The sequence below is a fragment of the Candidatus Poriferisodalis multihospitum genome, assembly GCF_028283155.1.
Classification (GTDB): domain Bacteria; phylum Actinomycetota; class Acidimicrobiia; order Acidimicrobiales; family Poriferisodalaceae; genus Poriferisodalis; species Poriferisodalis multihospitum.
The window spans coordinates 1-24982 of sequence record NZ_JAPYOK010000108.1 but is presented as its reverse complement, the minus strand read 5'-3'; the positions used below and the strand labels follow the sequence as shown (position 1 = coordinate 24982).

Genomic DNA, 24982 nt, shown 5'->3' with positions numbered 1-24982 from the left:
TTCACCTGCCTCGCGCTACTCGTCCGCGATGGCGTCGAGCACGTTCATCCGGCTCGCCCGGAATGCGGGGAACAGCGCTGCGATCAACCCGAATGCCACCGAGATGACCAGGAAGAACACGAGCTGTGCGGCCGGAATCGAGATGGTGTCGATGATGTCCTCGGGGATCGCCGCCGAGGTAGCCAGCCCGAACGCCCCGCCCAGCACCACGCCCACGACGGCGCCGTACAGCGAGACAGCCGCAGCCTCCCAGCGGATCATGCGCCGCATCTGGCGGCGGGTCATGCCGACCGCCCGCAGCAGCCCGATCTCGCGGATGCGCTCGAACACCGACAGCGTCAGCGTGTTCACGATGCCGACCAGCGCGATCAGCAGGGCGAAGCCCAGGAACACATTCACCAGCACGAGCACGGTATTGAGGTTCGATTCGATGCTCTCCTGGAATTCCTGACGGTCTTCGAGCACCGCCTGCGGGTAGCCGTCCAGCACGTCGTCGATAGCTGCGCGAGCCGCCTCGGGGTCGTCGATCGCCGACTGCACCATCACGATGTCGTCGAACGCGGTGGTCGCCACCTGGGAGTGCAGCGCACTGTCGATGAACCAGTTGCTCCAGAATCCGCTGCCCTCGAAGATGGCCGCGACATTGACCGTGACACGGTCTCCGCTGACGAAGGTCAGGTCGACCTGATCGCCGAGCGCGAGGCCCTCATCTCCGGCGACGTCGCTGTGTATCAGCAGCCCGCGCTGGGGATCGAAGCCGTCCAAGCTGCCCTCGACCACGTCGATATTGATGACGGCGTCGAGATCGCTGACACGGGCTGCGGTGAGCGTGGACTGGACCACCGTGGTCTGGGCTTCGGTGCTGCTGGTCTCGATCTGGACGAGATCGAAATCGAATCCCACCGGCGTGCCGATGCCGGCCGCCTGGATGTCCGAGCTGAGCGTCTTCGGCAGCCCGGCCTGCGTGTCGACGGTCACGATGAAATCGGCAGTGAACGCAGTGGCCAGGCGGTTGCCGAACGACACCTTGAGCGACTGGCCCACGATCGACACCATGGTCACCAGGGCCAGGCCGATCGTGAGCGCCACCGCAGTGGCGGAGGTGCGCCGGGGGTTGCGGGCAGCGTTCGCTCGGGCCAGCCGACCCGAGATCGGCATGATCCACACCAGCGGCCGCGCCAGCAGCGACACCACCGATCTGGCCACCAGCGGGCTGAGCACCGACACTGCCACGAAGGTGATCGCGGCGCCGGCGCCCAGCGTGCTGAGCTGCGGCGTCGCGCCGTCGAAGTCGCCGAACAGGCCGAGACCCGTCAGCACCAGACCGATGGCCAGCAGCACCCCGCCGCTGGCCAGTCGCTTCCAGCCGAGGCTTGCTCGCTCGTCGCTGGTGGTGCCCTCCGACAGGCCCGCCACGGGCGAGATGCGCGAGGCCTTGATGGCGGGCACCAGCGAGGCCAGCACGGTGAAGCCCACACCCACCGCCACGGCCCACAGCACGGTGCGCAGAGTGAGCGGCAGCGAGCCTTCGGGCAGCGACGCCCCGAGCGCGTTGAACAAGGCCTTGATCCCGAGCGCGCCCAGCATGCCCAGACCCAGCCCGGCCACCGAGGCGACGATGCCGATGATCGCCGACTCGGTCAGCACCGAACGGCGCACCTGCTGAGGTGTGGCGCCGACCGCCCGCAGCAGCGAGAGCTCGCGCACACGCTGGCCCAGCACGATGTTGAACGTGTTGGAGATGATGAACATGCTCACGAACAGCACGATGAACGCGAACACCAGCAGGATGGTCTGGAACGGCCCGATGAAGGTCTCGGTGGCGTCGCTGAACTCCTCTTCGGAGTCGGCCGCGGTGATCACTTCGACGCCGTCGGGCAGCACGGCTTCGATGCGGGTCTGCAGCTCGGCGATGTCGGCCCCTGCCTCGGCCCGCACGCTGATCACGGTGAACTCGCCGGGATAGCCCAGCACCTCCTGGGCGGTTTCCGTGTCGAACAGCGAGAAGATGGCGCCGACGCCGGCGTTCTCGGGGAAGCCGAACTGCGCTACGCCCGTCAGGGTGAATTCACGCGGTCCGGTGGGTGTCACCACCTGGTACGTGCCGCCGAGCTCGAAGTCGTAGCCGTCGTCTTCGAACGTCGTGATGTCGATGGCGAACTCGCCGCCGCCCACCGGCCAGCGGCCCTCCATCAGGTAGAACTGCGACAGCGATTCGTCTTCGAGCCAGTTCGTGCCGGCCACCGGCGGGCCGAAGGTGGTGACGGCTTCGCCGCTGCCGTCCACCGGGATCACACCGTCCACGAACAGCCCGCCCTTGGCGATCTCGACGCCGTCCACCGCGGCGATGTCGTCGACGAGGTCAGCGGGCACGGCGGGCGCCACGGCTTCGGTGATCTCGCCGAACGGCAGCTCGCCGCGCACCGTGTAGTCGGTGCCGGTGTTGATGTCCTCAGCGAGCTGATCGAAACCCGAGCGCAGCGAGTCGGCCGTCACGAACGCGGCCACCACGAAGGCCACACCGATGACGATGGTGCTCGCGGTGAGCGCAAAGCGGACCTTGTGCGCGAGCAGCGACTTGATGCCGAGTCGCAGCATGTATCAAGCGCCGAGCTGGTTCATGTGTGCGCGGATGCGCTCGGGTGTGGGATCGACGAGCTCGTCGACGATCTTGCCGTCCACGAGGAACACCACCCGGTCCGCGTACGACGCTGCCATCGCGTCATGAGTCACCATCACGATGGTCTGACCCATCTCGTCCACGGCGTTGCGAATGAAGCCCAGGATCTCCGCGCCCGTGTTGAGATCGACATTGCCGGTGGGCTCGTCGGCGAAGATCACCTGCGGCTGGCCGGCCAGCGCCCGTGCCACCGCCACGCGCTGCTGCTGGCCACCCGACAGCTCGCTGGGCCGGTGCTTGAGGCGGTCGGCCAGGCCGGTGGCGCTGACCACCTCGTCGACCCAGTCGGTGTCGCCCGCGCTGCCGGCGAGGTCCATCGGCAGCATGATGTTCTCGATGGCGGTCAGCGTGGGGACCAGGTTGAACGCTTGGAACACGAACCCCACGTTGTCGCGGCGCAGCAGCGTGAGATCGCGTTCGGACAGGGTGGACAGGTCGATCTCGCCGATGAGCACCTGCCCCTCGGTGACCCGGTCCAGTCCCGCCATGCAGTGCATGAGGGTGGACTTGCCCGAGCCCGACGGCCCCATGATGGCGGTGAACTGTCCTTGCTCGAACGTCACGTCGATGGCGTCGAGTGCGCGCACCGCAGTGTCGCCCGAGCCGTAGATCTTGGTAGCGGCGACGGCTCTCGCCGCTGCATGCGTGGGTGGAGCCGCGACAGTCGCTGAATCGGACACAGAGCCTCCCAGAGGGGTAGCCGGCCAGCGCGCAACTCTACGCATGCCCGGCCTCTGCTCACGTTCAGGTTTTTCTCAGGTTCGCAGGGTGGGACCCCGGTAGCCGGGGGTGAAACCGTGCTCGATCAGTGCGTCGTGGATCGGGTGCTCGGCGGCGGGGCCGGCGTCGATGCGGGCCAACTCGACCTTGGCGAGCCGGCCGTCGGCGAGTGCCTGACGCAGCGCTCCGATCCAGCGCAGATCGTCCGCGGCGTGCTCGAAGGTGTGCAGGGTGCGCCCGCCGCGGTCCAGCGCGACGAGCGGGGTGCCGTCAGCCAGCACCACGTGCGCGCCGGCGGTGCGGCTGGGCCGGCCGTCGCTGGCTGGCCAGCCCAGCGCGGCACCGTACGGCTGGGCTGGGTCGGCCGCGCCGAGTACCACGACTTCGTCTGAGCTCTCGCGGTAGTCCCGCAAGCGTTCGACCGCCGCGGCGGTGGCGAACTGTGCCGCGCCGAGCCCTTCCACGAAGTGGCCGCGCCGCACGCTGCCTCGCTCTTCGAGCGCGCGCAGGATGCCGTATGCCGCTGCGAAACCGCCCGGATGGCCCTCGGCCAGCACGCCGGGACGGGTGACGATGCCGTGCCGCTCCAGCAGTGCCTGCGCGCCGCCGTGCGCCCGCTCGGTGGGTGCCGGCGCCGGCTCGCGCAGCAGCGAGGTCAGCGACCAGCGGCCCGCCACACTCGGCGGCCCGCCGCTGCGCAAGCGACCGGGGCGTCGACGGGCCGGACCCGAACGGGTCAACACGCCCGATCGACCGCGGCGAGCACCCTGTCGGACGCCTGCAGATCGGCCTGCGCCGGAAGATCTGCTTCGGCCAGTGCGGCGAGGACCGAGTGCCCGCAGCGGCGCCAGCGTGTCATTGGTCACCAACCCTGCCCACACCAAGTCCCACAATGCCGTCAGCACCTGCTCGGACAAGCTTGAGAGGTCGGCCTGCCCATCGCTGTCGGCGGTGGCGGCGTGGGCTGCACTGAGCAGGTCGGGCCAGAAGGCGGCGCCGTGCTCGGCGAGGCGAGCGAGCACGGCCGCGGCTACAGGGTTGTCGGGCTCGGGCTCGGTTGGTGGCGCCAGGGTGGCGATCTCGTCGCGCCAGTAGAGACGGATACGGCCGTCGTTGGTGCCGAGCGATCCCGCACCGATCCACACCAGCTCGCCGCTGGCCAGCAACGCGTCCAGATCGGCACTGCTGTAGCGGGCAACGCGTGCGGGCAGCACATCGGTCTCGAGGATCGAGGCGGCGACGGGCGCACCAGCGAGCTGCGTGATGGCATCGGCCAGCGCATCGGCGCCCCGTCGCGGCCGGTCGATGCTGTGCCACGCCGACAGGAAGCGGGCATACGCCTCGGGCGGCACCGGTTCCACCTCGCGGCGCAACCGTGCCAGCGAGCGCCGCCGCACGGTTCGCAGCACCGACGTGTCGCACCATTCGGTGCTGGTGCCGTCGGGTCGGAACGCTCCCCGGGTCACCCGTTTGGCTGTCTCGAGCCGATTGAGCGCAGCCGTGACGCGCACAACCGCAATACCCAACCGCTCGGCAACCGCATCGGCTTCGAACGGCACATGAGTTGCCGCGAAGCGGGCCACCAACTCGTCGAGCGGGTCGGTTCCCGGTGTCAGCACATCGACGGTCAGCGCCGCAGGCAGGCCCACGGGCAAGGCGCACCCCAAGGCGTCCCGGTACCTCGCGGCATCCTCGACTGCCACATACCGGGTCTCGCCCGCGATCCGTAACTCCACGGCGCGGCGCTCGGCCAGCAGCTCGGCCAGCCAGCCCTCCCTCGGCGACTCGACCAGCGCCGCTGCCTCGCCGGCCTGCGGTGCCTCATCGGCTGTGGGCACCGCCGTTGACGAGGGCGCGTCGGAAACGCAGCGGTAGGCGATCTCGTCTGCAGTGAGGTCGCCGACACGGCTTAGCACGTCGGCGAGTTCGTCGGCGCTGCGGGCCCGGCGACCGTCGGCCAGGCGCTGCAGCTCCAGCTCGAGCGTGGCGAGCACCTCGGCGTCGAGCAGCTCCCGCAGTTCCTCGGCGCCGAGCAGATCGGCCAGCAGATCTCGGTCGAGCGCGAGCGCCGCCGCCCGGCGTTCTGCCAGCGGCGCGTCGCCGCCGTACATGAACACCGAGATCCAGTCGAACAGCAGGCTCTGCGCCATCGGCGAGGCGCCATCGGTATCGACGGTGACCATGCGGATCTTGCGGGACCGGATGTCGGACAGCACCTCTGCCAGTGCCGGCACGTCGAACACTTCCTGCAGGCATTCCCGGGAGGTTTCCAACAGCATCGGGAAGCTCGGGTACTTGGCGGCAACCTCCAGCAGCCCGGCCGAGCGCTGGCGCTGTTGCCACAGCGGCACCCGCTCGCCGGGCCGGCGGCGAGGCAGCAGCAGCGCTCGACCCGCGACTTCCCGGAAGCGCGAGGCGAACAGGGCCGTCGAGGGCAGGTGACTCACGATGGCGTCGCGCACCTCGTCGGGATCGAGCGCCAGATCCGTCGCATCCAGCACCGGCGCGCCGCCGGCTCCGGGCGAGTCCCACGCAGACCCGTTGGAAGCCTGGTCGTCAGACCACCAGACATCGGGCAGCCGCAGCACGATCCCGTCGTCGCTCCACAGCAGCTCGACACCGCCCATGCCGTTGGCTTCCCCGCTGCCGGCGGCTTGCTCGGCGAGCTTGGCCTGCAGCGCGATCCCCCACGGCGCATGCACCCGTGCACCGAACGGCGTGAGGATGCAGATGCGCCAGTCGCCGATCTCGTCACGGAAGCGCTCCACCACGATCGTGCGATCGTCGGGCACCGCACCGGTCGCCGCCCGCTGCGCGTCCAGGTAGCGCAGAACGTTGACCGCAGCCGAGCGATCGAGGCAGTTCTCGCGCTGCAGCTGTTCAACGAGCCGAGCGGTCGGCTCTGCGGCTTTGGCGGCCCGACGCGGAGGCGCTGCCCTGCCGCCCTTCTCCGATGACGGCTCGCCTGCCGGATCCACGTCGCCGCGCCGGGCCATGACCGCAGCGCGCTCCGCTTCGGCATCGAGCTGCATCAGATGAGACTCAAGGTCCGCAGGCAGCTCGTCGCCGATGGTGCGGATGAACGCCCCCACGGCCCTGCCCAGCTCCAGCGGCCGGCCGGGCCCGTCGCCGTGCCAGAACGGCATCTTGCCCGGCTCGCCCGGCGCGGGTGTGACCACCACCCGGTCGAAGGTGATCTCGGCGATGCGCCACGTCGACGCTCCCAGCAGGAACGTCTCGCCCACCCGGGCCTCGTACACCATCTCCTCGTCGAGCTCGCCCACACGCGACCCGTCGGTGGTGAACACCGCGTACAGGCCCCGATCGGGAATCGTTCCGGCGTTGGTGACCGCCAAGCGGCCCGCACCCTGGCGAGCCCGCAGCATCCCGGTGGTGCGATCCCACACGATCCGTGGCCGCAGCTCGCGGAACTCCTCGGACGGGTAGCGGCCCGCCAGCAGATCGAGCACCGAGCTGAACACCTCCTCGCTGAGCTGCTCGTAAGGCGCGGTCCGCCGGATGATTGCCAGCAGGTCGGGCACCGACCAGTCGTCGACCGCGACCATGGCCACCACCTGCTGGGCCAGCACGTCGAGCGGCTGGCGCGGGAAGCGGATCGACTCAATCTCGCCGGTGCCCATGCGCTGCGCCACCACCGCCGCCTCGACCAGGTCGCCCCGGTGGCGGGGGAAGATCTTGCCGACGCTGGGCTCGCCCACCTGGTGCCCGGCCCGCCCAATGCGCTGCATGCCCGCTGCTACCGACGGCGGCGAGGCCACCTGCACCACCAGGTCGACCGCGCCCATGTCGATGCCCAGCTCCAATGACGAGGTGGCCACGATGGCGCGCACCCTGCCCGCCTTGAGATCGTCTTCGATTCCGAGCCGTTGCTCGCGGCTGAGCGAGCCGTGATGGGCCCGCACCAGCTCGGCGCCCTCCGGCGGCGAGGTGCCCGCGGCTTCGGCGGCCCGGTTGAGCCCCTCCAGATGCAGCTCGTTCAGCCGGGTGGCCAGCCGCTCGGCCAGCCGGCGTGCATTGGTGAAGATGATGGTGGAGCGGTGCGCATAGACCAGCTGCAGCAGCCGGGGGTGAATGGCCGGCCAGATGCTGTTGGAGTGCGTCTGCGGCGCGGGCGGGGCCGGCTGGATCTGCGTATCTGGGGACACCGCCTCGGTCGGCGCTTGTGGCAGCGCTGCGTCTGACGGCGCCACAGCAAGCGGCGGCGCGAAGTCATCGTCGTGGTCGACGCGCACGGCGCCATTGGGCGCAGCGCCGGCACTGGCAGCTGCCAGATCGCCCATGTCGGACACGCCGACGATCACCTCCACGTCGAGCTGCTTGGTCATGCCGGCATCGGTGATCTCGACATGGCGAGACGCTGGCTGCTCGGGATCGCTGCCGCCCAAGAACCGGGCAACCTCCGACAGCGGGCGCTGCGTGGCCGACAGCCCGATCCGTTGCGGCGGCTCGGCGGTCAGCTCGCACAGCCGCTCCAGCGACAGCGCCAGATGCGTGCCCCGCTTGGTGGCTGCCACCGAGTGGATCTCGTCGACGATCACCCACCGCACCCATCGCAGCGTCTCGCGCGCCTGCGAGGTCAGCATGAGGTACAGCGACTCAGGCGTGGTGATGGCAATGTCAGGCGGCCTGGTGACCAGCCGCCGCCGCTCAGCCGCGCTGGTGTCGCCCGTGCGCACCCCCACGGTCGGCATATGCACGTCGACGCCCAGCCGCTCGGCGGCCAAGCTAATGCCGGCCAGCGGCGCCCGCAGGTTCTTGTCGACATCCACCGCCAGCGCCCGCAGCGGCGACAGGTACAGCACCCGCGTGCGCTCCGCACGATCCGGCTCGGGCTCGCTCATCACCCGGTCGATGGCCCACAAGAACGCGGCAAGCGTCTTGCCCGACCCAGTAGGAGCAGCAACTAGCTAGGCGGGTTCAGCGTCCCGTCGAACCCCTGGTTATGACTGCCATCACACATCGGCTTGGTATTCGACTCACCACACCGACAAAGCGCAACAACCGCATCGCCGTCGGACAGCGTGTTCCCTTCGTGGTCCGATACCTGGCACGGACCACGCACCAGCAGCGGTCCATTGTCCAGCACTGTCACCGTGACATCAGCCATGCGATTCTCCCGAGCTCGCCTCTGCCGCAGCGGCGTGAGCGGCAGTGCGGCCAGTGTTGCACGCCCCAGCGCCGCATGACGCAGCAGCCGAATGGAGCGGCTCAGGCAGCGGCCGCGACGACACCACTGCGACCCGCTTGGTGGCGCGGGTCAGCGCCACGTACAACGCCCGCAGGCCCTGCGGCTCCTCGTCCACCATCGCAGCCGGCTCCACCACCACCACACCGTCGGTTTCCAGCCCCTTGCACAGCCGCACCGGCGCCAGGGTCACATGCGGATGCAGCGCTCCGGTGGCGTTGCGGCTCGCCGCAGTGGCACGGCCGAAGTCCACGCCGGCAGAGGCAAGCAGCTCGGCAATGTCGTCCATGCACTCGGCTGGCGATACCACCAGCATGCTCCCGCCGTCCAGCTCGGCCGCCTCGAACACCACCGTGTCCAGCACCGCCTGGGCTACATCTTCGGGTGCCGTCACGAAACGGGGCGGCGAGCCGTCGATGCGCACCGCGGCGGGCGGGGCCAAGCCGGGTGCAGCCGCGGCGAGCACCTGGTTGGCCAGCTCAAGGCTGGGCTGGGGGATCCGGTAGCTCAGCGTGAGCTCGGACAGCCGTGGCGCAACGGGCCCCGACGGCAGGTGGGCCAGAATCTCGTGCCAGCTCGACGGTGCATGCGCGGAGGTGGCCTGGGCGATGTCGCCGACCAGCGTCATCGAGCCGTTCAGCGAACGCCGGGCGATCATGCGCAGCGCCATCGGCGGCTGGTCCTGGCATTCGTCGACCACGATGTGGCCGTAGGTGCGCATCTCGGTGTCGCTGCGGCGCCTGCGCGAGCGCGACCGGGGCCCCAGCACGGCGTAGGCCTCGTCGAGCACGGGCACGTCGGCGTCGCTCCACTCGTAGTCGGCCTCGCTGTCGCCCCGGGGGCGGTACAGCTGCTCCGTCTCGGCATCTGCCAGCGCCCCGTCGGCCGCCGACCGCAGCAGCGCACGCGAGCCGTAGAGGTCGCGCAGGAGCTGCGCGGGCGTCAGCAGCGGCCACATGCGCTCGAACGCCTCCATCACATCGGGATGACGCGAGAACCGTTCGCGCAGCTTGGACGGCTCGGGGCGGCGGCGGTGTGAGGCCGACATGGCCGCATACACCGCCTGCTCCACGTACGCCCGGCCCGCGTTGTGATGGCGGAAACGGCGGCGGGCCTCGGCCACGATGGCCCGCGACGTGCTTGCCGCCAGCGTGACGTACCCCAAGCCGAAGTCGAGACGCAGATCGCCGCGCAGCGGGCGCTGCCGGTCGCGCACGGCGTTCTTCACCACCTGCGACATGCGGACATCGCCCTTGACGCGCGCCACGTCAGCCGTGTCGGCCAGGCGCACCCGCACGTCGGGGAAGATCTCGTTGAACAGGTCGGCCAGCACGAACAGGTGAACACCGGCCTCGCCCAGGCTGGGCAGCACCCGTTCCACGTAGCGCAGGAAGAGCCGGTTGGGACCCACCACGAGCACGCCCTGCCCGGCCAGCGGGAACCGGTACGTGTACAGCAAGTACGCGGCGCGGTGCAGCGCCACGATGGTCTTGCCGGTGCCCGGACCGCCTTGGGTGACCAAGATGCCCTTGCGCGGGCTGCGGATGATCTCGTCCTGCTCGGCCTGGATCGTGGCCACCACCTGGCGCAGCTGGCCGTCGCGACGCTGTTCGAGCGCGGCGTACAGCGCCCCGTGGGCGTTCAGCCGGGAGCGATGGCCGTCGCCGTCGCCGCTCTCGCCGTCGAGCGCATCGAGGTCGAAGAACTCGTCTTCGAGGTCGGCAAGCACGCGGCCACGGCACACGAAGTGCCGCCGGCGCAGCAGGCCGAGCGGGTCGCCACCGGTGGCCCGGAAGAACGGCTCGGCGATCGGGGCCCGCCAGTCCACCACCACCGGCTCCTGGCGCTCGTCGGCCACAGCAAGCCTGCCGATGTAGAAGGTCTCGCTGGCGCCATTGCCATCGGGACTGCCGTCGGACTTGTCGTCGTCGCCGCTCGGCCGCTCGGACCGGTCGATGCGGCCGAATACCAGCGACGACGAGCCGAGCTCCAGCTGGCTCAGGCGCCCTGCAACGGCATCTTCGATGACGTCGCGTTCGAAGCGGGCCTGCCGTGTGCCGCCACGACCCACCTCGACCATGTCGCGCAGCCGCGTCACCCGCTGCCGGGACGTCTCCAGCAGCGCGTATGCACGGTCGATATGAGCTTGTTCTGCCTGGATTTCCGGATGGCTCACGCTTGGCTCGTCACCGCTTTTGAGGCTGATCAAGGCTACTCGCGGCTCGTCACCCCTCCGCACGGGTTCTGCGCTTGCGGACTGTCGAAACGCACCAGGCGAGCACCACGGCGGCTGCCACGATCAGCGGCCAGGAGCCCAGCGCCAGTGCCGGGGTGTTGCCTGAGCGAAGCTCGACCTCGCCGGCCAGCACGATGGATTCGCGCAGCTCGCTGCGGTGAGTGACCTCGCCGTCGGGCGACACCACGGCGCTGTAGCCGGTGGCGGATGCCTGCAGAACCCAGCGCCCAGTCTCGACCGCCCGCAGCCGGGCACTGGCGAGCGACTGAGAGGGCACCACCGAGGTGCTGTACGACGACGCCAGCGTGGGGTTCGCGACGATGCGGCCTCCCGCCTGGACCCCGGCGCGCACGAGTTCGCTGAAGTACACCTCGTAGGAAGTGACGACGGCGATGTCGCCCAGCGAGGTCGCCAGCACGCCGGGGCCCTCGCCGGCGATGGCTTCGCGGGAGATCAGCGACAGGTCGGCGAACGGTTCCACCACGCTGCGCAGCGGCACGTATTCGCCGAAGGGCACCAGGTGGGACTTGTCGTAGCGATCTGCCAGACCGGTTTCGGGGTTGATGGCGACGGTGGCGTTGCGGAACCGCTCGGCATCAACTGCCCGCTCGTAGAAGTTGGCTATCAGGACGGTGTCGCGCCACCCGGCTAGCGCCTCCAACTCGGCCAGGTTGTCGGAGGCCTCCAGCGGGCCGTCGGCAGACGTGCTGCTCTCGCTCCACACCATGAGATCGGTGCTGCCCTGCCAGGCGTTGGTGGTGTCGAGGTGGCGCAGCCGCACGCTGCGCTGTGGCGTGTCGACGTTGGTACCCAGTTCGCCGCCGGCCTGCACGACGGCCGCCGTGACGGTGGCGTCCACAGTGGTGGCGGGCCACGCCAGCGCCGCAATGGGCGCGGCGATGGCCGCCACCGCCGGCCAGGAGACGGCGCACCACTCGCGCGCGCAGAGCCGCTCGACGATGACTGCACCCACGCCCACGAGCGCGATCACCCCCAGCGGGCCTGCAAGCACCGCGGTGCCCAGCCACGGCCCGCTGACCTGGCCCAGCGCGAGATTCGACATAGGCACGCCGCCGAAGGGCACCTGCCAGCGCACCGCTTCGCCCAGGACCAGCGCGGCAGGCACGCCGAGCGCGCGCCATCGGCCGCTGGCCGGAACGAGCGACAGCGGCAGCGCCATGATGAGCGTCTCGACCGGCACTGCCGCGATCCATCCCGGCACGGTCAGCTCGGTCATCCAGAACAGCCCGAGCAGGTAGGCGCCCAGCCAGAAGGCCGCGGCCACCTCGACCCGGTCGCGCCAGCGCCGCGCTCCCCGGTTGCAGAAGTGCAGCCACAAGCCGATGCCGACGGGTCCGAGCGGCCAGAGCCCCCATGGCGGCAGCGACAGCATGGTGAGCGCTCCGAGCACGAGCGCAAGGCCGCCGCGCAGCAACCGGTTCACGGCGAAGCGGTGGCGCTTGCTGAGGCGAGGTGCGCTGTGGCCCTCTCGGCCGCCTCGTTGCCCTGCCGGATGCAGGCGGGAATGCCGAGGCCCCGGTAGGCAGCCCCGGTCACAAACACGCCGGGCATCTCCTGCGCCAGCGCCTCCTCGATGCGGTCGACGAGATGGCCGTGTCCCGGCCGGTACTGGGGCAGCGAATGGGGCCAGCGCGAGACCCGCCACGAAGCGACGACGGTGGGGTCGCACAGGCCCCGCAGCGGCGGCAGGCTCGACAACTCGGCGAGCACTGTGTCGCGCAGCTCGCCATCGTCGAGGCGCGTGTGGCGGTCGTCGCTGTCGCGGCCCACCGACACGCGCAGCACGACGTTCGGGTTGCCGTCGTGGCCGCCATCGCCGCCGACGCCGTCGCCAGCGGGGTGCGGAACGCCCTCGGGGGGTTGATCACCACCCGCAGCCCAGTTGGGCCACTTGGCCGAGCCGTAGCTGCAGGCCGTCGTGAGCCAACCGGTACTCCGAGTGACCAAGAATCCGGCCTCGTGCGGTGCATCGATGGCGTCCGGGCGGACGCTCAGCGTCACGACGGCAACCGATGCGTAGTCGATGAGCCCAAGGGCGGCCGCGGCGTCGGGCGCAGCTGGCAGCATCTGTGTCGCTGCGTGGGCGGGTGCCGCGATGATGACGGCGTCTGCGTCGAGCACCTCAGACCCGGTATGCACAGCGAACCGCGTGCCGGGACGCCGGATTGCCTCCACCGGAATGCCCAGCCGCAAGAGGCATCCGTCCAGCCGCTCCGTCAGCGCCTGGACAAGCCGGCCCATCCCGACGCCGAAGCTGCCGAAGATCGGTGCGGGTGCGCCTGCGGCAGGCGCTGGTTGCATCCGGCGCAGACCCCGCATGAGCGAGCGGTTGCGCTGGAGTGCCTGGCCGAGGATGGGTGCCGAAGTTGCGGCGTCCAACCGACCGATGTCACCTGCGCTGATGCTGCCGAGCAGCGGGCCGACAACCTGCGACGCCACTGCTGCTCCCAGCCGGGCCCGCACGATGTCGCCCACGCTGGCGGCATCGAGGCGGCGTGCGGTGAAGCGGCGCGGCAGGACGTAGTCGGCTGCAGCGCGCAGCTTGCCTGCGGAGTCGAGCAGAGGGGAACGCAGGAGCGGCCCCAGGCGCGTGGGCACCCCGCCGATCAGTCCATCGGGCAGAGCAGTGAGCTGCGGGCCGCGCTTGCCGGGATGCGCCACAGAAGCACCGCCGACGGCCGGCGAGATGCGCTCGGCCGAGATGCCCAGCTCCTCGCAGAGCTCGATCGCCCAGGGCACCCGCAGCAGGAACGCATCGGCGCCTTCGTCGACGAGCCGCCCTTCGAACGGCGTCGACAGGATCTTGCCGCCCAGACGCTCGGCGCTGTCGATCAGCACCACACGGGGCACTTCGGCCCCCGCCCCGGTGGGATGCAGCAAGCGGTATGCAGCAGTCAGCCCGGCGATGCCGCCGCCGACCACAACAACCCGCTGAGTTGTCATGCCTACAGGTCACCACGACTGCGGGGTGCCACGATGCAGGCCACCGCTCGCTCAGTCGGGCTGTTTGGGCAGCGGGCGCCGGTATGCGTGCACATAGTCCGTGAGCCGTTCGAGCACCGTGGGGTCGGTCTCGGGCAGCACGCCGTGGCCCAGGTTGAAGATGTAACCGTTCTCGGTCGTGCCCGCGGCCAGGATGCGGTCGGCGGCGGGGCGCACGGCATCCCATCCCGCCACGCACAGGGCCGGGTCGAGGTTGCCCTGCAGCGCGACGCCGGGCCCGACCCGCTCGCGAGCCACCTCGAGCGGTACCCGCCAGTCCACGCCCACCACGTCGGCGCCTACCTGCGCCATCTGGTCGAGCAGCTCCCCGGTGCCAACGCCGAAGTGCGCCCGGGGCACGCCCAGGTCGGCCAGCTCGTCGAACACCCGCCTGCTGTGCGGTGCCACGAACTCCGCATAGTCGGCGGGCGACAGCGTGCCCGCCCACGAGTCGAAGAGCTGCACGGCGCTGGCGCCTGCCAGTACCTGCGATCGCATCGAGGCCACGGCAATGGACGCCAGCCGTTCCATGAGGTCGTGCCACAGCGCCGTGTCGGTGTACATGAGCGACTTGGTCCGCAGGTGCTGGCGGGAAGGTGCACCTTCGACCAGGTAGCTCGCCACCGTGAACGGCGCCCCGGCGAAGCCGACGAGCGGCACGTCGAGCTCGGCCGCCAGCAACCGGACGGTGTCGAGCACGTAGGGGGTATGCGCCTCAGCGTCAAGCTCCGGTAGCCGATCCAGATCAGCGCGGCTGCGCAGCGGCTGTCCGGCCACCGGTCCCACGCCGGGCACCACGTCGATCCCGAAGCCGACTGCGGCGGCCGGCACCACGATGTCGGAGAACAGCACGGCCGCATCGACCCCGTAGCGGCGTACCGGCTGCAGGGTGATCTCGGCGGCGGTGGCCGGATCGGCGATGGCGTCGAGAATGCTGCCCTGCCCTCGCAGCGCCCGGTATTCGGGCAGCGAGCGCCCGGCCTGCCGCTGGAACCACACTGGTACCTGCTCGGTCCGCCGGCATCGGGCGGCCCGCAGGTACAGGCTGTCGCCCAACCGGTGGATCGGATGATCCGCCGGCAGCGCCGCGGCAGTTGACTCAGCCATGCGCTGCGAACGGTACCGGCACCGGGTCGGGATGCTCCGCTGCCGAGCGGGCGTCCGGTTCGCGTCGGCAGGCTGGCAAGTAGCCTCACGCGACCTTGACGAGCTCGCCTGCTCGATCCGGCTCTGCCGGGCCGGTGCCTGCCGGGTTCTCGCTTTCCGACGGAGGCTGCGATGGACCCCGACACCGGGCCGGCAGACATGCAGCCCGGCGACGAGCCGGCTGACAGCGGGCCGCCGTTGCGCATCGCACTGCTGACCTACCGCGGTCATCCGTGGGTCGGCGGCCAAGGCATCTATGTCCGCCACCTGGCCCGGGAGCTGTCGGCGCTCGGCCACAGCGTCGAGGTATTCAGCGGGCCGCCCTACCCGCACCTCGACGACGGCATCAAGCTGACCGAGCTGCCCAGCCTCGACCTGTACCGCATGCCCGATCCGTTCCGGGTGCCCAAGCTGGCCGAGTTCCGCTCGCCCATCGACGTGCTGGAGTGGCTCATCACCTGCACGGCCTCGTTCGCCGAGCCGCTGACGTTCAGCCTGCGAGCGTTCCGGGCGCTGCGCGGCCGGATCGACGACTTCGACCTGGTGCATGACAACCAATGCCTCGGCTATGGCATCGACTGGCTGCGGCGGGCCGGCATGCCCACGCTCGGCACGATCCATCACCCGATCACAGTGGACCGGCGGCTCGAGATCGCCCACGCGCCGACCCGCGGCAAGCGGCTCGCCATGCGGCGCTTCTATGCCTTCACCCGCATGCAGAACCGGGTGGCGCGGCGCCTCGACCGGATCGTGACTGTGTCCACCAACAGCTTCGACGACATCGTGACCGACCTCGGCGTGGATCCCGCCCGCCTGAGGATCGTGACGGTCGGCGTCGATCCGGCCCAGTTCCGACCCCTGTCGCAGGTGACGCCGGTGCCGGGCCGGCTCATGACCACCGCCAGCGCCGACGTGGCCATGAAGGGCCTCGCCTACCTGCTCGAAGCGCTGGCCAAGCTGCGCACCGAGGATCCGTCGCTGCACCTCGTGGTGATCGGGCGACCCAAGAACGACTCGGCGGCGAGCCGGCTGATCGATCAGCTCGATCTGGCCGGCAGCGTCGAGTTCGTGAGCGGCGTGCCTGACGAGCGCATCGTGGAGCTCTACAACGAGGCCGAGCTGGCCGTGGTGCCATCGCTGTATGAGGGCTTCTCGCTGCCTGCCGTCGAAGCGATGTCGTGCGGCGTGCCGCTGGTGGCGACCACCGGTGGCGCGCTGCCTGAGGTCACCGGCGCCGACGGCGAGACCTGCCTGCAGGTGCCGCCCGGCGACTCGGAGGCGCTGGCGGCCCGCATCGGCTGGGCGCTCGCTCAACCCGATCTGCGGGCAACCGTGGGAGCGGCTGGACGGGCGCGGGTGAAGGCGAACTATTCGTGGGCTGCCACGGCTCGCAAGACCGTCGAGCAGTACCGGGCGCTGCTGGCAGACACCCCAGCGGCGCCGCCGCGCAGGCGCGACTTCCGGGTGAGTGCCACGCGCTGATGCTCACTGTCGACTACGAGCGTCTCGGCGCCGTTCGCGGCGACCGGGTGCTGGACCTGGGCTGCGGCGCGGGCCGTCACGCCTTCGAGAGCGCCCGGCGCGGCTGCGTCACCGTGGCGTCGGATCGTGATCCCGACGAACTGCGCGCCGTCACCGACATGTTCGCGGCCATGGATGACGCCGGCGAGATCGAATCGTCGGCCGGCCAGCAGCTCGGTCACGCAGTCGTGGCCGACGCCGCCGCACTGCCGTACCCCGACGCCAGCTTCGACCGGATCATTGCCGCGGAAGTGCTCGAGCACATCGTTGACGACGAGCGGGCCATCGCGGAGCTGGCACGGGTGCTGCAGCCCGGCGGCACGATTGCGGTGACAGTTCCGGCGCGAGCCGCCGAACGGGTCTGCTGGGCGCTGTCGGCCGATTACCACGCACCCGCGGTGCCCGACGGCCATGTGCGCATCTACAGCGCCGGCGAACTGCGGGCGAAGCTGGCAGCGGCCGGTCTGTATGTCTCCGACAGTCACGGCGCGCACGGTCTGCACACGCCCTACTGGTGGCTGCGCTGCCTGGTCGGGCCGCACAACGACCAGCACCCGCTGGTGCGCGCCTACCACCGGCTGCTGGTGTGGGACATGACCGAGGCACCGCCGCTGACCCGCACGCTCGACCGCCTGCTCAACGCCCTGCTGCCCAAATCGACGGTGCTGTACGCCTACAAGGCCCGGGCGCACGAGGCGGCCGAGCACGTAGCCGAACCGGTGGGAGCCGCACATGCAGCCTGAAGCGGCAGTTGTCACCGCGCCACTGCTCACGCCTGGACAGATCGCTGCCACGGCCGACGCCATCGAGGCGTGCCAGCAGCCCGACGGTCTCATCCTGTGGTTCGACGGGGGCCACGCCGACCCCTGGAATCACGTGGAAGCCGCCATGGCGCTGGCGTCGGCAGGCCGGCACCTCGCCGCCGAGGCCGCCTATCACTGGCTCACCGCCAACCAGCACGCTGCGGGAAGCTGGCACAACTATTACATCGCCGACGGCATCAAGGACCCGAAGATCGACACGAATTGCTGCGCCTACGTGGCGGTCGGCGTGTGGCATCACTGGCAGGCCACCGGTGACCGCGGCTTCGTCGAGGCGATGTGGCCGACCGTCGAGCGGGCGCTCGACTTCGTGGTCGGCCTGCGCAAATCCAGCGGCCACATCCCGTGGGCGGTGCACGCCAACGGCACACCGTGGCCGTATGCCCTGCTCACCGGATCGTCGTCGATCGCGCACTCGCTGCGCTGCGGCGTCGCCCTGGCACGCCTGCTGGGACGCCGACGTCCGGACTGGAAGCGGGCCGCAACCGAGATCGAGCGATTGATCCGTCACCGGCCGGACTCGTTCGAGCCCAAGGACCGCTGGGCAATGGACTGGTACTACCCGGTGCTGTGCGGCGCGCTCGAAGGCGCGCAGGCCCGCGCCCATCTCGCCGCGGGCGCGCCGAAGTTCCTGCTGCCTCAGGGCGTGCGCTGCGTGGCCGACCAGGCCTGGGTGACCGCAGCAGAGACCTGCGAGTGCGCGCTCGCGTACCTGCGCACCGGCGACATCGCCACTGCCCGCCGGCTCGTCGAGGCCACATCTGCAATGCGCAATGACGACGGCAGCTACTACACCGGCTGGGTCGTGCCCAAGTCCCGGACCTTTCCCGACGCCGAGCGTTCCAGCTACACCGCTGCGGCCGTGCTCCTCGCCACCGACGCGCTCGACCAACGCACCGGGGCCGCCGGCGCGCTCATCACGACGCCTGCCGGCTGACCGGTCTGCGAAGCACGCGCAGGCTGCCGACAGCGCCGTGCTCGAGGAAGCCGTCGTCGAGGGCTCGCAGCCAGATCTCGTACGGCGGTCTGCCGCCGTCGGCGGGATCCGGGAACACGTCGTGGATGGCCAGCAAGCCGCCCGGCACCACCTTCGGCGACCACGCCTCGTAGTCGGCATGGGCCGGCGCCTCCCCATGGGCGCCGTCGATGAACACCAGGGCAGCGCTTGACCAGTGCGCCGCGACCGTGACCGAGTCGCCCACGATGGCCACGACGACCTCTTCGAGGCCGGCGTCGATGAGCGTTTGCCGCAGGATCGGCAGCGAATCCATGCGGCCGGTGCTGGGTACGACGAGCTCAGCGTCGTGATGTTCCCAGCCTGCCTGCATCTCTTCGGAACCACGGTGATGGTCGATGGTGAACAGCACCCCGCCGGACTCCGCCGCAGCAGCGCCCAAGTACAGCGCCGACTTGCCGCAGTACGAGCCGATCTCCACGAGCGGTCCCTGCGAGGCCACTTCGGCAGCGGCCCGATACAGCGCCAAGCCCTCGTCGTGGGGCATGAAGCCCTTCACCCGCTGGGCCAGCGCCGCCAGCTCGGAGTTCATGGCCCCTCAGAGGCTGAGCCGGCAGGGGCCTCGGGCCGAGCGAACAGCACCCGGTCGAGCAGGATGAACTTGCCCGCCCACAGGACGCCGAAGCCGATGAGATTCGCCGCCGAGACGGCCACGGTCGACTGCCACCACATCTCGGCCAACCCGACAAGCACCGTGGAGATGCCGAGCCCGGCGAGGCTGTAGGCCCAGAAGGGCAGGATCTCTCCGGTGAGCGAATGGCGGTCGGTGCGGGCCCAAACCCATCGCCGGTTGGCGTAGTAGGCAGGCCCGGCGGCCACGCACACCGCGACCACGTTGGCCACGACCGCGGGCCAGTCCAGCACCGCATAGGCCACCACGAGCACCGACTGGGTCACCACCACCGTGCCGGCCGACACCGCGCTGTAGCCGACCAGCCGTCCGAAGAACCCCCACCTCATAGCTTGCGCCTCATGACGACAATCTCACTGCCGGGATCTCGGCTGCGCGGATCTCTGGACGCGAGGGGTTCTGGCGACGTGTCGCAAGCGGAGCGAGGCGGTCACTGCTCCGATGGAGCGTTCGGCCGGTAGAACGCGGCCAGCAGCAGCAGCGTGGACACCAGCCCGCCGGCGATGGCGACCACGAACCAGACCGGCCCGCTCCAGTCGAGGCCGAGCGCGTTGTCAACCGACCAGTCACCGGGACCGGTGGCCGCCACGGCCGCCGCGGCCACGGCCAGCACGAACACGTACTCCCAGCCCTCACGGATGATGAAGAAGCCGTTCTTGCGGTGGCCGACCCACCCGGCGGTGGTCATCACGCCGATGAACGCCATGGCGCTGAGGGGCGTCAGCAGCCCGAGCGCCAAGCCGATGCCGGCGCCGATCTCGGTGAGAGCGGCGAGGTAGGCGTGCAGCAGGCCCGGGCGCAGGCCCTCGGCGGCGAACCAGTTGCCGACGCCACGGATGCCGCCACGGAACTTGGCGATGCCATGGAGCGCCAGCGTGACGCCGACGATCACTCGCAGGACGAACAGGCCCAAGTTGATGCTGTCTGGATCCATGGTTCTGGGGCCTCCTCAAGATGGCGCAGCGAGACGCTCGCGCCCAAACCGTACTTACAGGTCGAGTCGGTAGACGTTGGTGTTCCGCTGGTTGAAACCGAGCCGGGCATACAGGCGGTTGGCGGCCTCCCGGTCCGGCCGGGACGTGAGATCAACAGTGCGCGCGCCGGCATCTCGGGCGATCTCGATGGCACGCCGATTGAGCGCCGCGCCGATGCCGCGCCCACGTGCGGCCTCGTCGACGACGACATCTTCGATCCAAGCCCGCAGGCCGCTGGCCAGCGGGAAGAGCACCAGAATCATCGCACCGACGATCTCGTCTGCCCCGTCGCGGGCGATCAGCACCGTGTTGGCAGGGTGACCGACGATGCGCTCCAGCGCCGCGGCGTCAGGCGGCGGCGACGACGACAGCTGCGGGTGCAGCCGCGCGAACGCACCCACCAGCTCGTCGTCGACGACCCCACACACCTCAATCCCCACACCAGGCTCAGCCACGCTGCGCATCGTACGACCACCGAACTTGCAGAGGGTGTGGGCCAAAGGCACAGATGCCATAGCTGCGGAGGCGGCAGGAGATTTTGCGACGTTGCGACCTGCTGGATCGCTGGTCGCAAAATCTCCTGCCGCCTCCGCAGCGGGCGCGCCCCATTGCAGGGTGAGGCCGCAACAGGGTGCCGCTAGCCTCGCCGACGTGGGCCATCTTGAGTGGTTGGAGCGACCCGAACCCGGCAAGGACACCATCCTCATTGCAGCGTTCTCGGGTTGGAACGACGCCGGCGATGCGGCCACCGAGTCCGCCAAGTACCTGCGCCGACGTTTCCGCTGCCACCCGGTGGCCCACATCGACCCCGAGTACTTCTACGACTTCGCCTCGGTGCGGCCCAGCGTGCAGGTCACCGACGGCGAGCGCAAGATCGACTGGCCCACGCCCGACGTGCGCATCGGCGAGGTCGACGACGGACGACCCGTGGTCACCGTGCTCGGCGTGGAACCCCGGCTGCGCTGGCGCACCTTCTGCGACGTCATCATCGAGATGGCCGAATCGCTGGGCGTCTCCACCGTGGTCACGCTGGGCGCGCTGCTCACCGACACCCACCACAACGCACCGGTCAACGTGGTGGGCGCATCCAACAACACGGCCCTCAACCTCAACATGGGCCTTCGCCAGTCCACCTACGAGGGTCCCACCGGCATCATCGGCGTGCTGAACGACGCCTGCCACCGGGCGGGCTTCGACAGCGTGTCGTTCTGGGCGACCGTGCCCACCTACGTGCACAACTACCCCTCGCCCAAGGCCGCGTTGGCGCTTGCCGAGCGGGTGGGGCAGTTCCTGGGTGTGACGCTGGGCGAGTCCGAGCTGCACAGCGCCGCAGCCAACTACGGCCGCCAGATCGACGAGCTGGTCGCCGGCGACGACACGCTGGCCCAGTACGCGCAGCAGATCCTCGAGGAGTCGGCCGCCGAAGCCGTGGAGGACTTCAGCGAGATGGTCGAGAACCCCGACGGCCTCATCGACGAGCTGGAGCAGTTCCTGCGTCAGCAGGAACCAGATTGATCAGCTGCGTCAGCAAGAACCAGACTGATCAGCCCTACGACAAGGCGTGGCGCAGGGCCAGCTCCACCTCTCGTTGGTGTGACTCGTCGATGACCGGCCCGTCGGGGCCGACCACATAGAACGAGTCGACCACCTCGTTCGCCAGCGTCTGGATCTTGGCCGATCGGATGTCGAGGCCCATCTCGGCCAGCACCCGGGTGACCTTGTAGAGCACACCGATGTGGTCCTCGGTGCGGACCTCCACGATCGTGGCCCCAGTGGCCGACTCGGCATCGAACGTGACCCTCGTGGCGGCCCGTGTCGCCGACAGCGCCCGCCGCCGCCGGTACACCCGCGCCCGCTCGGCGATGCGCGCCTCCAGCGCCAAGTGCCCGCGCAGCGACCGACGTACGTCGAAGATGACCCTGTCCCAGTCCACCGGCGTGTCGGGCGGCACGATCCGGAATGATGACACTGCCATGCCCGCCGGGCTCGAGTAGGCGTCGGCTTGCAGCACGTCGAGGCCCCGCAGCGCCAGCACGCCCGCGGCTCGGCTGAACAGGCCGCGCTCGTCGGGCGCCACCACGGTCAGCACATCGTCGTCCACACGCAGAGCCGTATCGCCTGCCGCCATCAGCTCCACGACCTCTTCGGTGAGCAGTCGGCGGTGGCCCGGCGATGCCTGATCCGCACCGCTCATGTGCTCGGTGGTCATCTCGACCAGGGCGGTCACCAGGTTCGACGTCCACTCCCCCCACGCCATCGGCCCGGTAGCCAGGCAGTCCGCCTCGGTCATCACGGCCAGCAGCTCCAGGAACTCCGGCGTCTGGGCGGCCCGGGCGACCGTGGCCACGGTGAGCGGGTCGTCGAGGTCGCGCCGGGTCGCGACGTCGGTCAGCAGCAGGTGGTGCTGCACGAGGCGCACCAGCGTGTCGGCGTCGTCGGCGCTCCAGCCGCAGCGCCGGGCGATGGGGCCGGCCAGCCGCATGCCGGCCTGCGTGTGATCGCCGGGGTAGCCCTTGCCGATGTCATGCAGCAGCGCCCCCATCACCAGCAGGTCGGGGCGTGCTACCCGGTGGGTGAAGCGGGCTGCGGTCGCGACGGCCTCGAGCAGGTGCCGGTCCACCGTGAAGCGGTGGTAGCGGGAGCGCTGGGGACGATTGCGGTTGGGCGCCCACTCGGGCAGCACCCGCGTCCACACGTCGAAGTAGTCGAGCGTCTCGATGACGTCGATGGCCTTGTGCCCGCAGCTCAGCAGCTCGACGAAGAGCGCTCGTGCGCCGTGGGGCCACGGGTCCGGGAAGTTCGCCTGCCGCTCGGCCAGCTTGTCGAGGCTGGCCCGGCTGATCGGCATTGCGCTGCGGGCCGACTGCACCGCTGCGTGCAGCACCAGCACGACATCGGTGGCGGGGTCGCCGTCGATCACCAGCTCGCCGTCGCGCACCGACAGCCCGGCGATGTCGACCTCGGGGGTTGCGAGCTCAGCGTGCTGGCGGGCAACGCTCGACCACAGCTGGTCCGACAGGAAGGCGATGATGCGCCCGGCCTGTGCGATCTCGGCCACGAACGCATCGGCGTCGATGGCGCCTGATCGCGCGGCCACGGCGTCTTGATCGTCAGCCGACAGCACGTCGCTGCGCAGGCCGGTGGTGCGATGCAGCTCCACGCGTGCCCGCAGCAGCGTCTGGTAGGCCTCGGCGAGGCGTTCGCTGTCCGCGGCCGGGAGTTCGGCACCCGCCAGCCGCGCCCAGCGGATCGCGTGCGCGTCGCGCAGCCCGCCGCGGCCGGTCTTCAGATCGGGTTCCAGCAGGAATGCCACCTCGCCGCTCTGGCTATGCCGGCGGCTCACGGCGCGCTGCAGCTCGTCGAGCCGCCCCGATGCGTTGTCGCGCCAGTCGGCCTTCACTCCCTCGATGAGCCGTGCTGTCAGGGCATCGTCGCCGGCGAGATGGCGGGCATCGACCAGCGCCGTTGCCGTGTCGATGTCCGAGGCTGCCAAGTCCAGCGTGTCGGACAGCGATCGCACGGCATGGCCCAGCTTCAGCTTCTCGTCCCAGATCGGGTACCACAGGCGATCGGCCAGGTTGCCGCCCTGCAAGCTGTCTCCGAGTGCACCCTGGCCCTCCAGCAGCGACTCGCGGCCGTCGTGCAGCAGGAGGAGATCGATGTCGCTGCCGGGGCACAGCTCGCCGCGGCCGTACCCGCCGACCGCCACGAGCGCCACGCCCGTGCCTGCCCCGTTTGCGCTGTCCTCCGGCGCGCTCGCCGGCGCGCACTCGGCAGCTTCCGTCTCGAAGCGCTCAGCCAGCCACGAGTCGGTCAGCGCAGACAGCGCCGCCGGCAGCTCGGCTGCGTCAGCCGTTCGGATCAGGGCAGCCCGCCGCTCGCCGAAGGCCGTCATCTCTGCCCCTCTGCTCTTCGGCGCTGCAGCACTTCGAACGCTTTCGCCGCTCCCCAAGCGATGCCCATCGGGCCGAGGTCGGGTTCGATGTCGGCGAACGAGGCCGGGGTGAGTCCGTAGGGATCGTCGGGAAAGCGGGAGGCGTCGAAATCGTCGCGCTCGAGTGCTGGCACACCGCCGTCGGCCAGCACCTCGGTCGGGAATCGCACGGCGCCGCGCAGCACGCTCAGCGGCGTGGTCTGCTGCTCGTCGACATCGGTGGCCAGCAGGTCGCGTAACGGCGGGCCAATCTCGGCGACGCACTGCTCGCCCGCCGCTTGTGCCAGCTCGCCGAGCTCCTGTGCGGTCACGCCAGCACGCTCGCACGCCTCCACAACGCACCGCTCCACCCATCCGGGCAGAGCAGCGATCGCCCCATCAGCCAGCAGCGCGGCCGCTTCGTCCACCGATCGCGGCACCGAGGCGTCGGGCGGCACCGCAGGGGCATCGGCACCTGTCTCGGTCACGCTCATCCGCCGGTCTCTGCTTCGGAGGCGGAAACAACGCAGTTGCCGTCCGCAAGAGCGCCGTTGAGATTGCCGGAGCGGAAGCCTTCTAGGTCGAGCGTCACATAGCGGTAGCCGACGCCGCTGATCGCTTCCACGATGGCTTCGCGCCGCCGGACTGCTTCGGCGAGATCATCGAGCGGCAACTCGATGCGCGCCGTGTCGCCGTAGTCGCGCACCCGCAGCTGGCCGAAGCCCAGCCGGCGCAGTGCCGCTTCGGCCCGGTCGAGCCGTGCCAGCAAGGGCACAGTCACCTGCGTGCCATAGGGCACCCGCGAGGCCAAGCACGCGGCCGCCGGCTTGTCCCACGTGCGCAAGCCGAGCTCAGCGCTGAGGCGCCTCACATCGGCCTTGGTGAAGCCCGCCTCCACCAGCGGGAAGCGGGCCCCCCGGTCTCGTGCAGCGTGCTGGCCCGGCCGGTGGTCGCCGAGGTCGTCCAGGTTCACGCCGAGCACCACCGTCGCGCCCCGCTCTGCCGCCAGGGGCTCGAGCTGGTCCATGAGCGCCGACTTGCAGTGGAAGCACCGGTCGGCATCGTTCACGCGATACGCGGCGCGCGTCATCTCATCGGTCTCGACGGTCTGCCACG

At 70.2% G+C, this 24982-nt stretch carries 19 protein-coding genes; 4 read left to right on the top strand and 15 right to left on the bottom strand.

Annotated elements, in window-relative coordinates:
* Window positions 1–15: 15 nt before the first annotated feature.
* The 8 genes from VI480_RS12290 to hemE all read right to left on the bottom strand — a co-directional run bounded on the left by VI480_RS12290 (window position 16) and on the right by hemE (window position 14952).
* The gene (locus VI480_RS12290; protein WP_323673141.1) at window positions 16–2598 is read right to left on the bottom strand and encodes an ABC transporter permease; all 2583 of its coding nucleotides are present in this window, start codon (window positions 2596–2598) and stop codon (window positions 16–18) included.
* A gap of 3 nt (window positions 2599–2601) precedes the next feature.
* Window positions 2602–3360 (bottom strand): ABC transporter ATP-binding protein, encoded by a 759-nt coding sequence (locus tag VI480_RS12285; protein ID WP_323673140.1) that lies wholly within the window; start codon window positions 3358–3360, stop codon window positions 2602–2604.
* A gap of 75 nt (window positions 3361–3435) precedes the next feature.
* Entirely contained in the window at window positions 3436–8283 is a 4848-nt protein-coding gene (locus tag VI480_RS15680) for a DEAD/DEAH box helicase (protein ID WP_416246690.1), read from the bottom strand.
* A 41-nt stretch (window positions 8284–8324) separates the two neighbouring features.
* A complete protein-coding gene (locus VI480_RS15675; protein ID WP_416246689.1) occupies window positions 8325–8528 on the bottom strand; it encodes a CDGSH iron-sulfur domain-containing protein in 204 nt (67 codons plus the stop codon).
* Window positions 8521–10782, bottom strand: a complete 2262-nt coding sequence (locus VI480_RS12270; RefSeq protein WP_323673139.1) for a HelD family protein — start codon at window positions 10780–10782, stop codon at window positions 8521–8523. The genes VI480_RS15675 and VI480_RS12270 overlap by 8 nt, the downstream gene beginning before the upstream one ends.
* Window positions 10783–10831: 49 nt before the next feature.
* On the bottom strand, window positions 10832–12286 hold the full coding sequence (lnt, locus tag VI480_RS12265) for an apolipoprotein N-acyltransferase (RefSeq protein ID WP_323673138.1): 1455 nt from the start codon (window positions 12284–12286) through the stop codon (window positions 10832–10834).
* Complete coding sequence (gene hemG, locus VI480_RS12260) at window positions 12283–13806, bottom strand: protoporphyrinogen oxidase (protein WP_323673137.1); 1524 nt, start codon at window positions 13804–13806, stop codon at window positions 12283–12285. Before hemG ends, lnt begins: the two co-directional genes overlap by 4 nt.
* Window positions 13807–13857: 51 nt before the next feature.
* Window positions 13858–14952, bottom strand: coding sequence for a uroporphyrinogen decarboxylase (gene hemE / locus VI480_RS12255; protein ID WP_323673136.1), 1095 nt, complete (start codon window positions 14950–14952; stop codon window positions 13858–13860).
* Between the two features lie 171 nt (window positions 14953–15123).
* Here hemE and VI480_RS12250 point away from each other — a divergent pair, with 171 nt between their 5' ends.
* From VI480_RS12250 to VI480_RS12240, 3 genes are read left to right on the top strand one after another with little or no spacing between them, the layout of a single operon-like run.
* Window positions 15124–16473, top strand: coding sequence for a glycosyltransferase family 4 protein (locus tag VI480_RS12250; protein WP_323673135.1), 1350 nt, complete (start codon window positions 15124–15126; stop codon window positions 16471–16473).
* Window positions 16473–17255, top strand: a complete 783-nt coding sequence (locus VI480_RS12245; RefSeq protein WP_323673134.1) for a class I SAM-dependent methyltransferase — start codon at window positions 16473–16475, stop codon at window positions 17253–17255. Before VI480_RS12250 ends, VI480_RS12245 begins: the two co-directional genes overlap by 1 nt.
* Window positions 17245–18270: a hypothetical protein gene (locus VI480_RS12240; protein ID WP_323673133.1), complete on the top strand. Its 1026-nt coding sequence runs from the start codon at window positions 17245–17247 to the stop codon at window positions 18268–18270. Before VI480_RS12245 ends, VI480_RS12240 begins: the two co-directional genes overlap by 11 nt.
* Here VI480_RS12240 and VI480_RS12235 read toward each other — a convergent pair.
* The 4 genes from VI480_RS12235 to VI480_RS12220 all read right to left on the bottom strand — a co-directional run bounded on the left by VI480_RS12235 (window position 18251) and on the right by VI480_RS12220 (window position 20417).
* Window positions 18251–18880, bottom strand: a complete 630-nt coding sequence (locus VI480_RS12235; protein ID WP_323673132.1) for a class I SAM-dependent methyltransferase — start codon at window positions 18878–18880, stop codon at window positions 18251–18253. The two genes, VI480_RS12240 and VI480_RS12235, sit on opposite strands and share 20 nt — an antisense overlap.
* Entirely contained in the window at window positions 18877–19308 is a 432-nt protein-coding gene (locus VI480_RS12230; protein WP_323673131.1) for a GtrA family protein, read from the bottom strand. The genes VI480_RS12235 and VI480_RS12230 overlap by 4 nt, the downstream gene beginning before the upstream one ends.
* A gap of 101 nt (window positions 19309–19409) precedes the next feature.
* Entirely contained in the window at window positions 19410–19913 is a 504-nt protein-coding gene (locus VI480_RS12225; protein WP_323673130.1) for a DoxX family protein, read from the bottom strand.
* A 54-nt stretch (window positions 19914–19967) separates the two neighbouring features.
* Entirely contained in the window at window positions 19968–20417 is a 450-nt protein-coding gene (locus VI480_RS12220; protein ID WP_416246688.1) for a GNAT family N-acetyltransferase, read from the bottom strand.
* 187 nt (window positions 20418–20604) lie between these two features.
* Between VI480_RS12220 and VI480_RS12215 the strand changes: the two genes are divergently transcribed.
* A complete protein-coding gene (locus VI480_RS12215; protein ID WP_323673128.1) occupies window positions 20605–21468 on the top strand; it encodes a PAC2 family protein in 864 nt (287 codons plus the stop codon).
* Between the two features lie 34 nt (window positions 21469–21502).
* Here VI480_RS12215 and VI480_RS12210 read toward each other — a convergent pair whose 3' ends face one another.
* From VI480_RS12210 to larE, 3 genes are all read right to left on the bottom strand, one after another.
* On the bottom strand, window positions 21503–23848 hold the full coding sequence (locus VI480_RS12210; protein WP_323673127.1) for a [protein-PII] uridylyltransferase: 2346 nt from the start codon (window positions 23846–23848) through the stop codon (window positions 21503–21505).
* Window positions 23845–24360 (bottom strand): hypothetical protein, encoded by a 516-nt coding sequence (locus VI480_RS12205; protein WP_323673126.1) that lies wholly within the window; start codon window positions 24358–24360, stop codon window positions 23845–23847. The genes VI480_RS12210 and VI480_RS12205 overlap by 4 nt, the downstream gene beginning before the upstream one ends.
* On the bottom strand, window positions 24357–24982 hold a 626-nt coding region (larE, locus tag VI480_RS12200; protein ID WP_323673125.1), incomplete at its 5' end, for an ATP-dependent sacrificial sulfur transferase LarE. The genes larE and VI480_RS12205, both read right to left, overlap by 4 nt.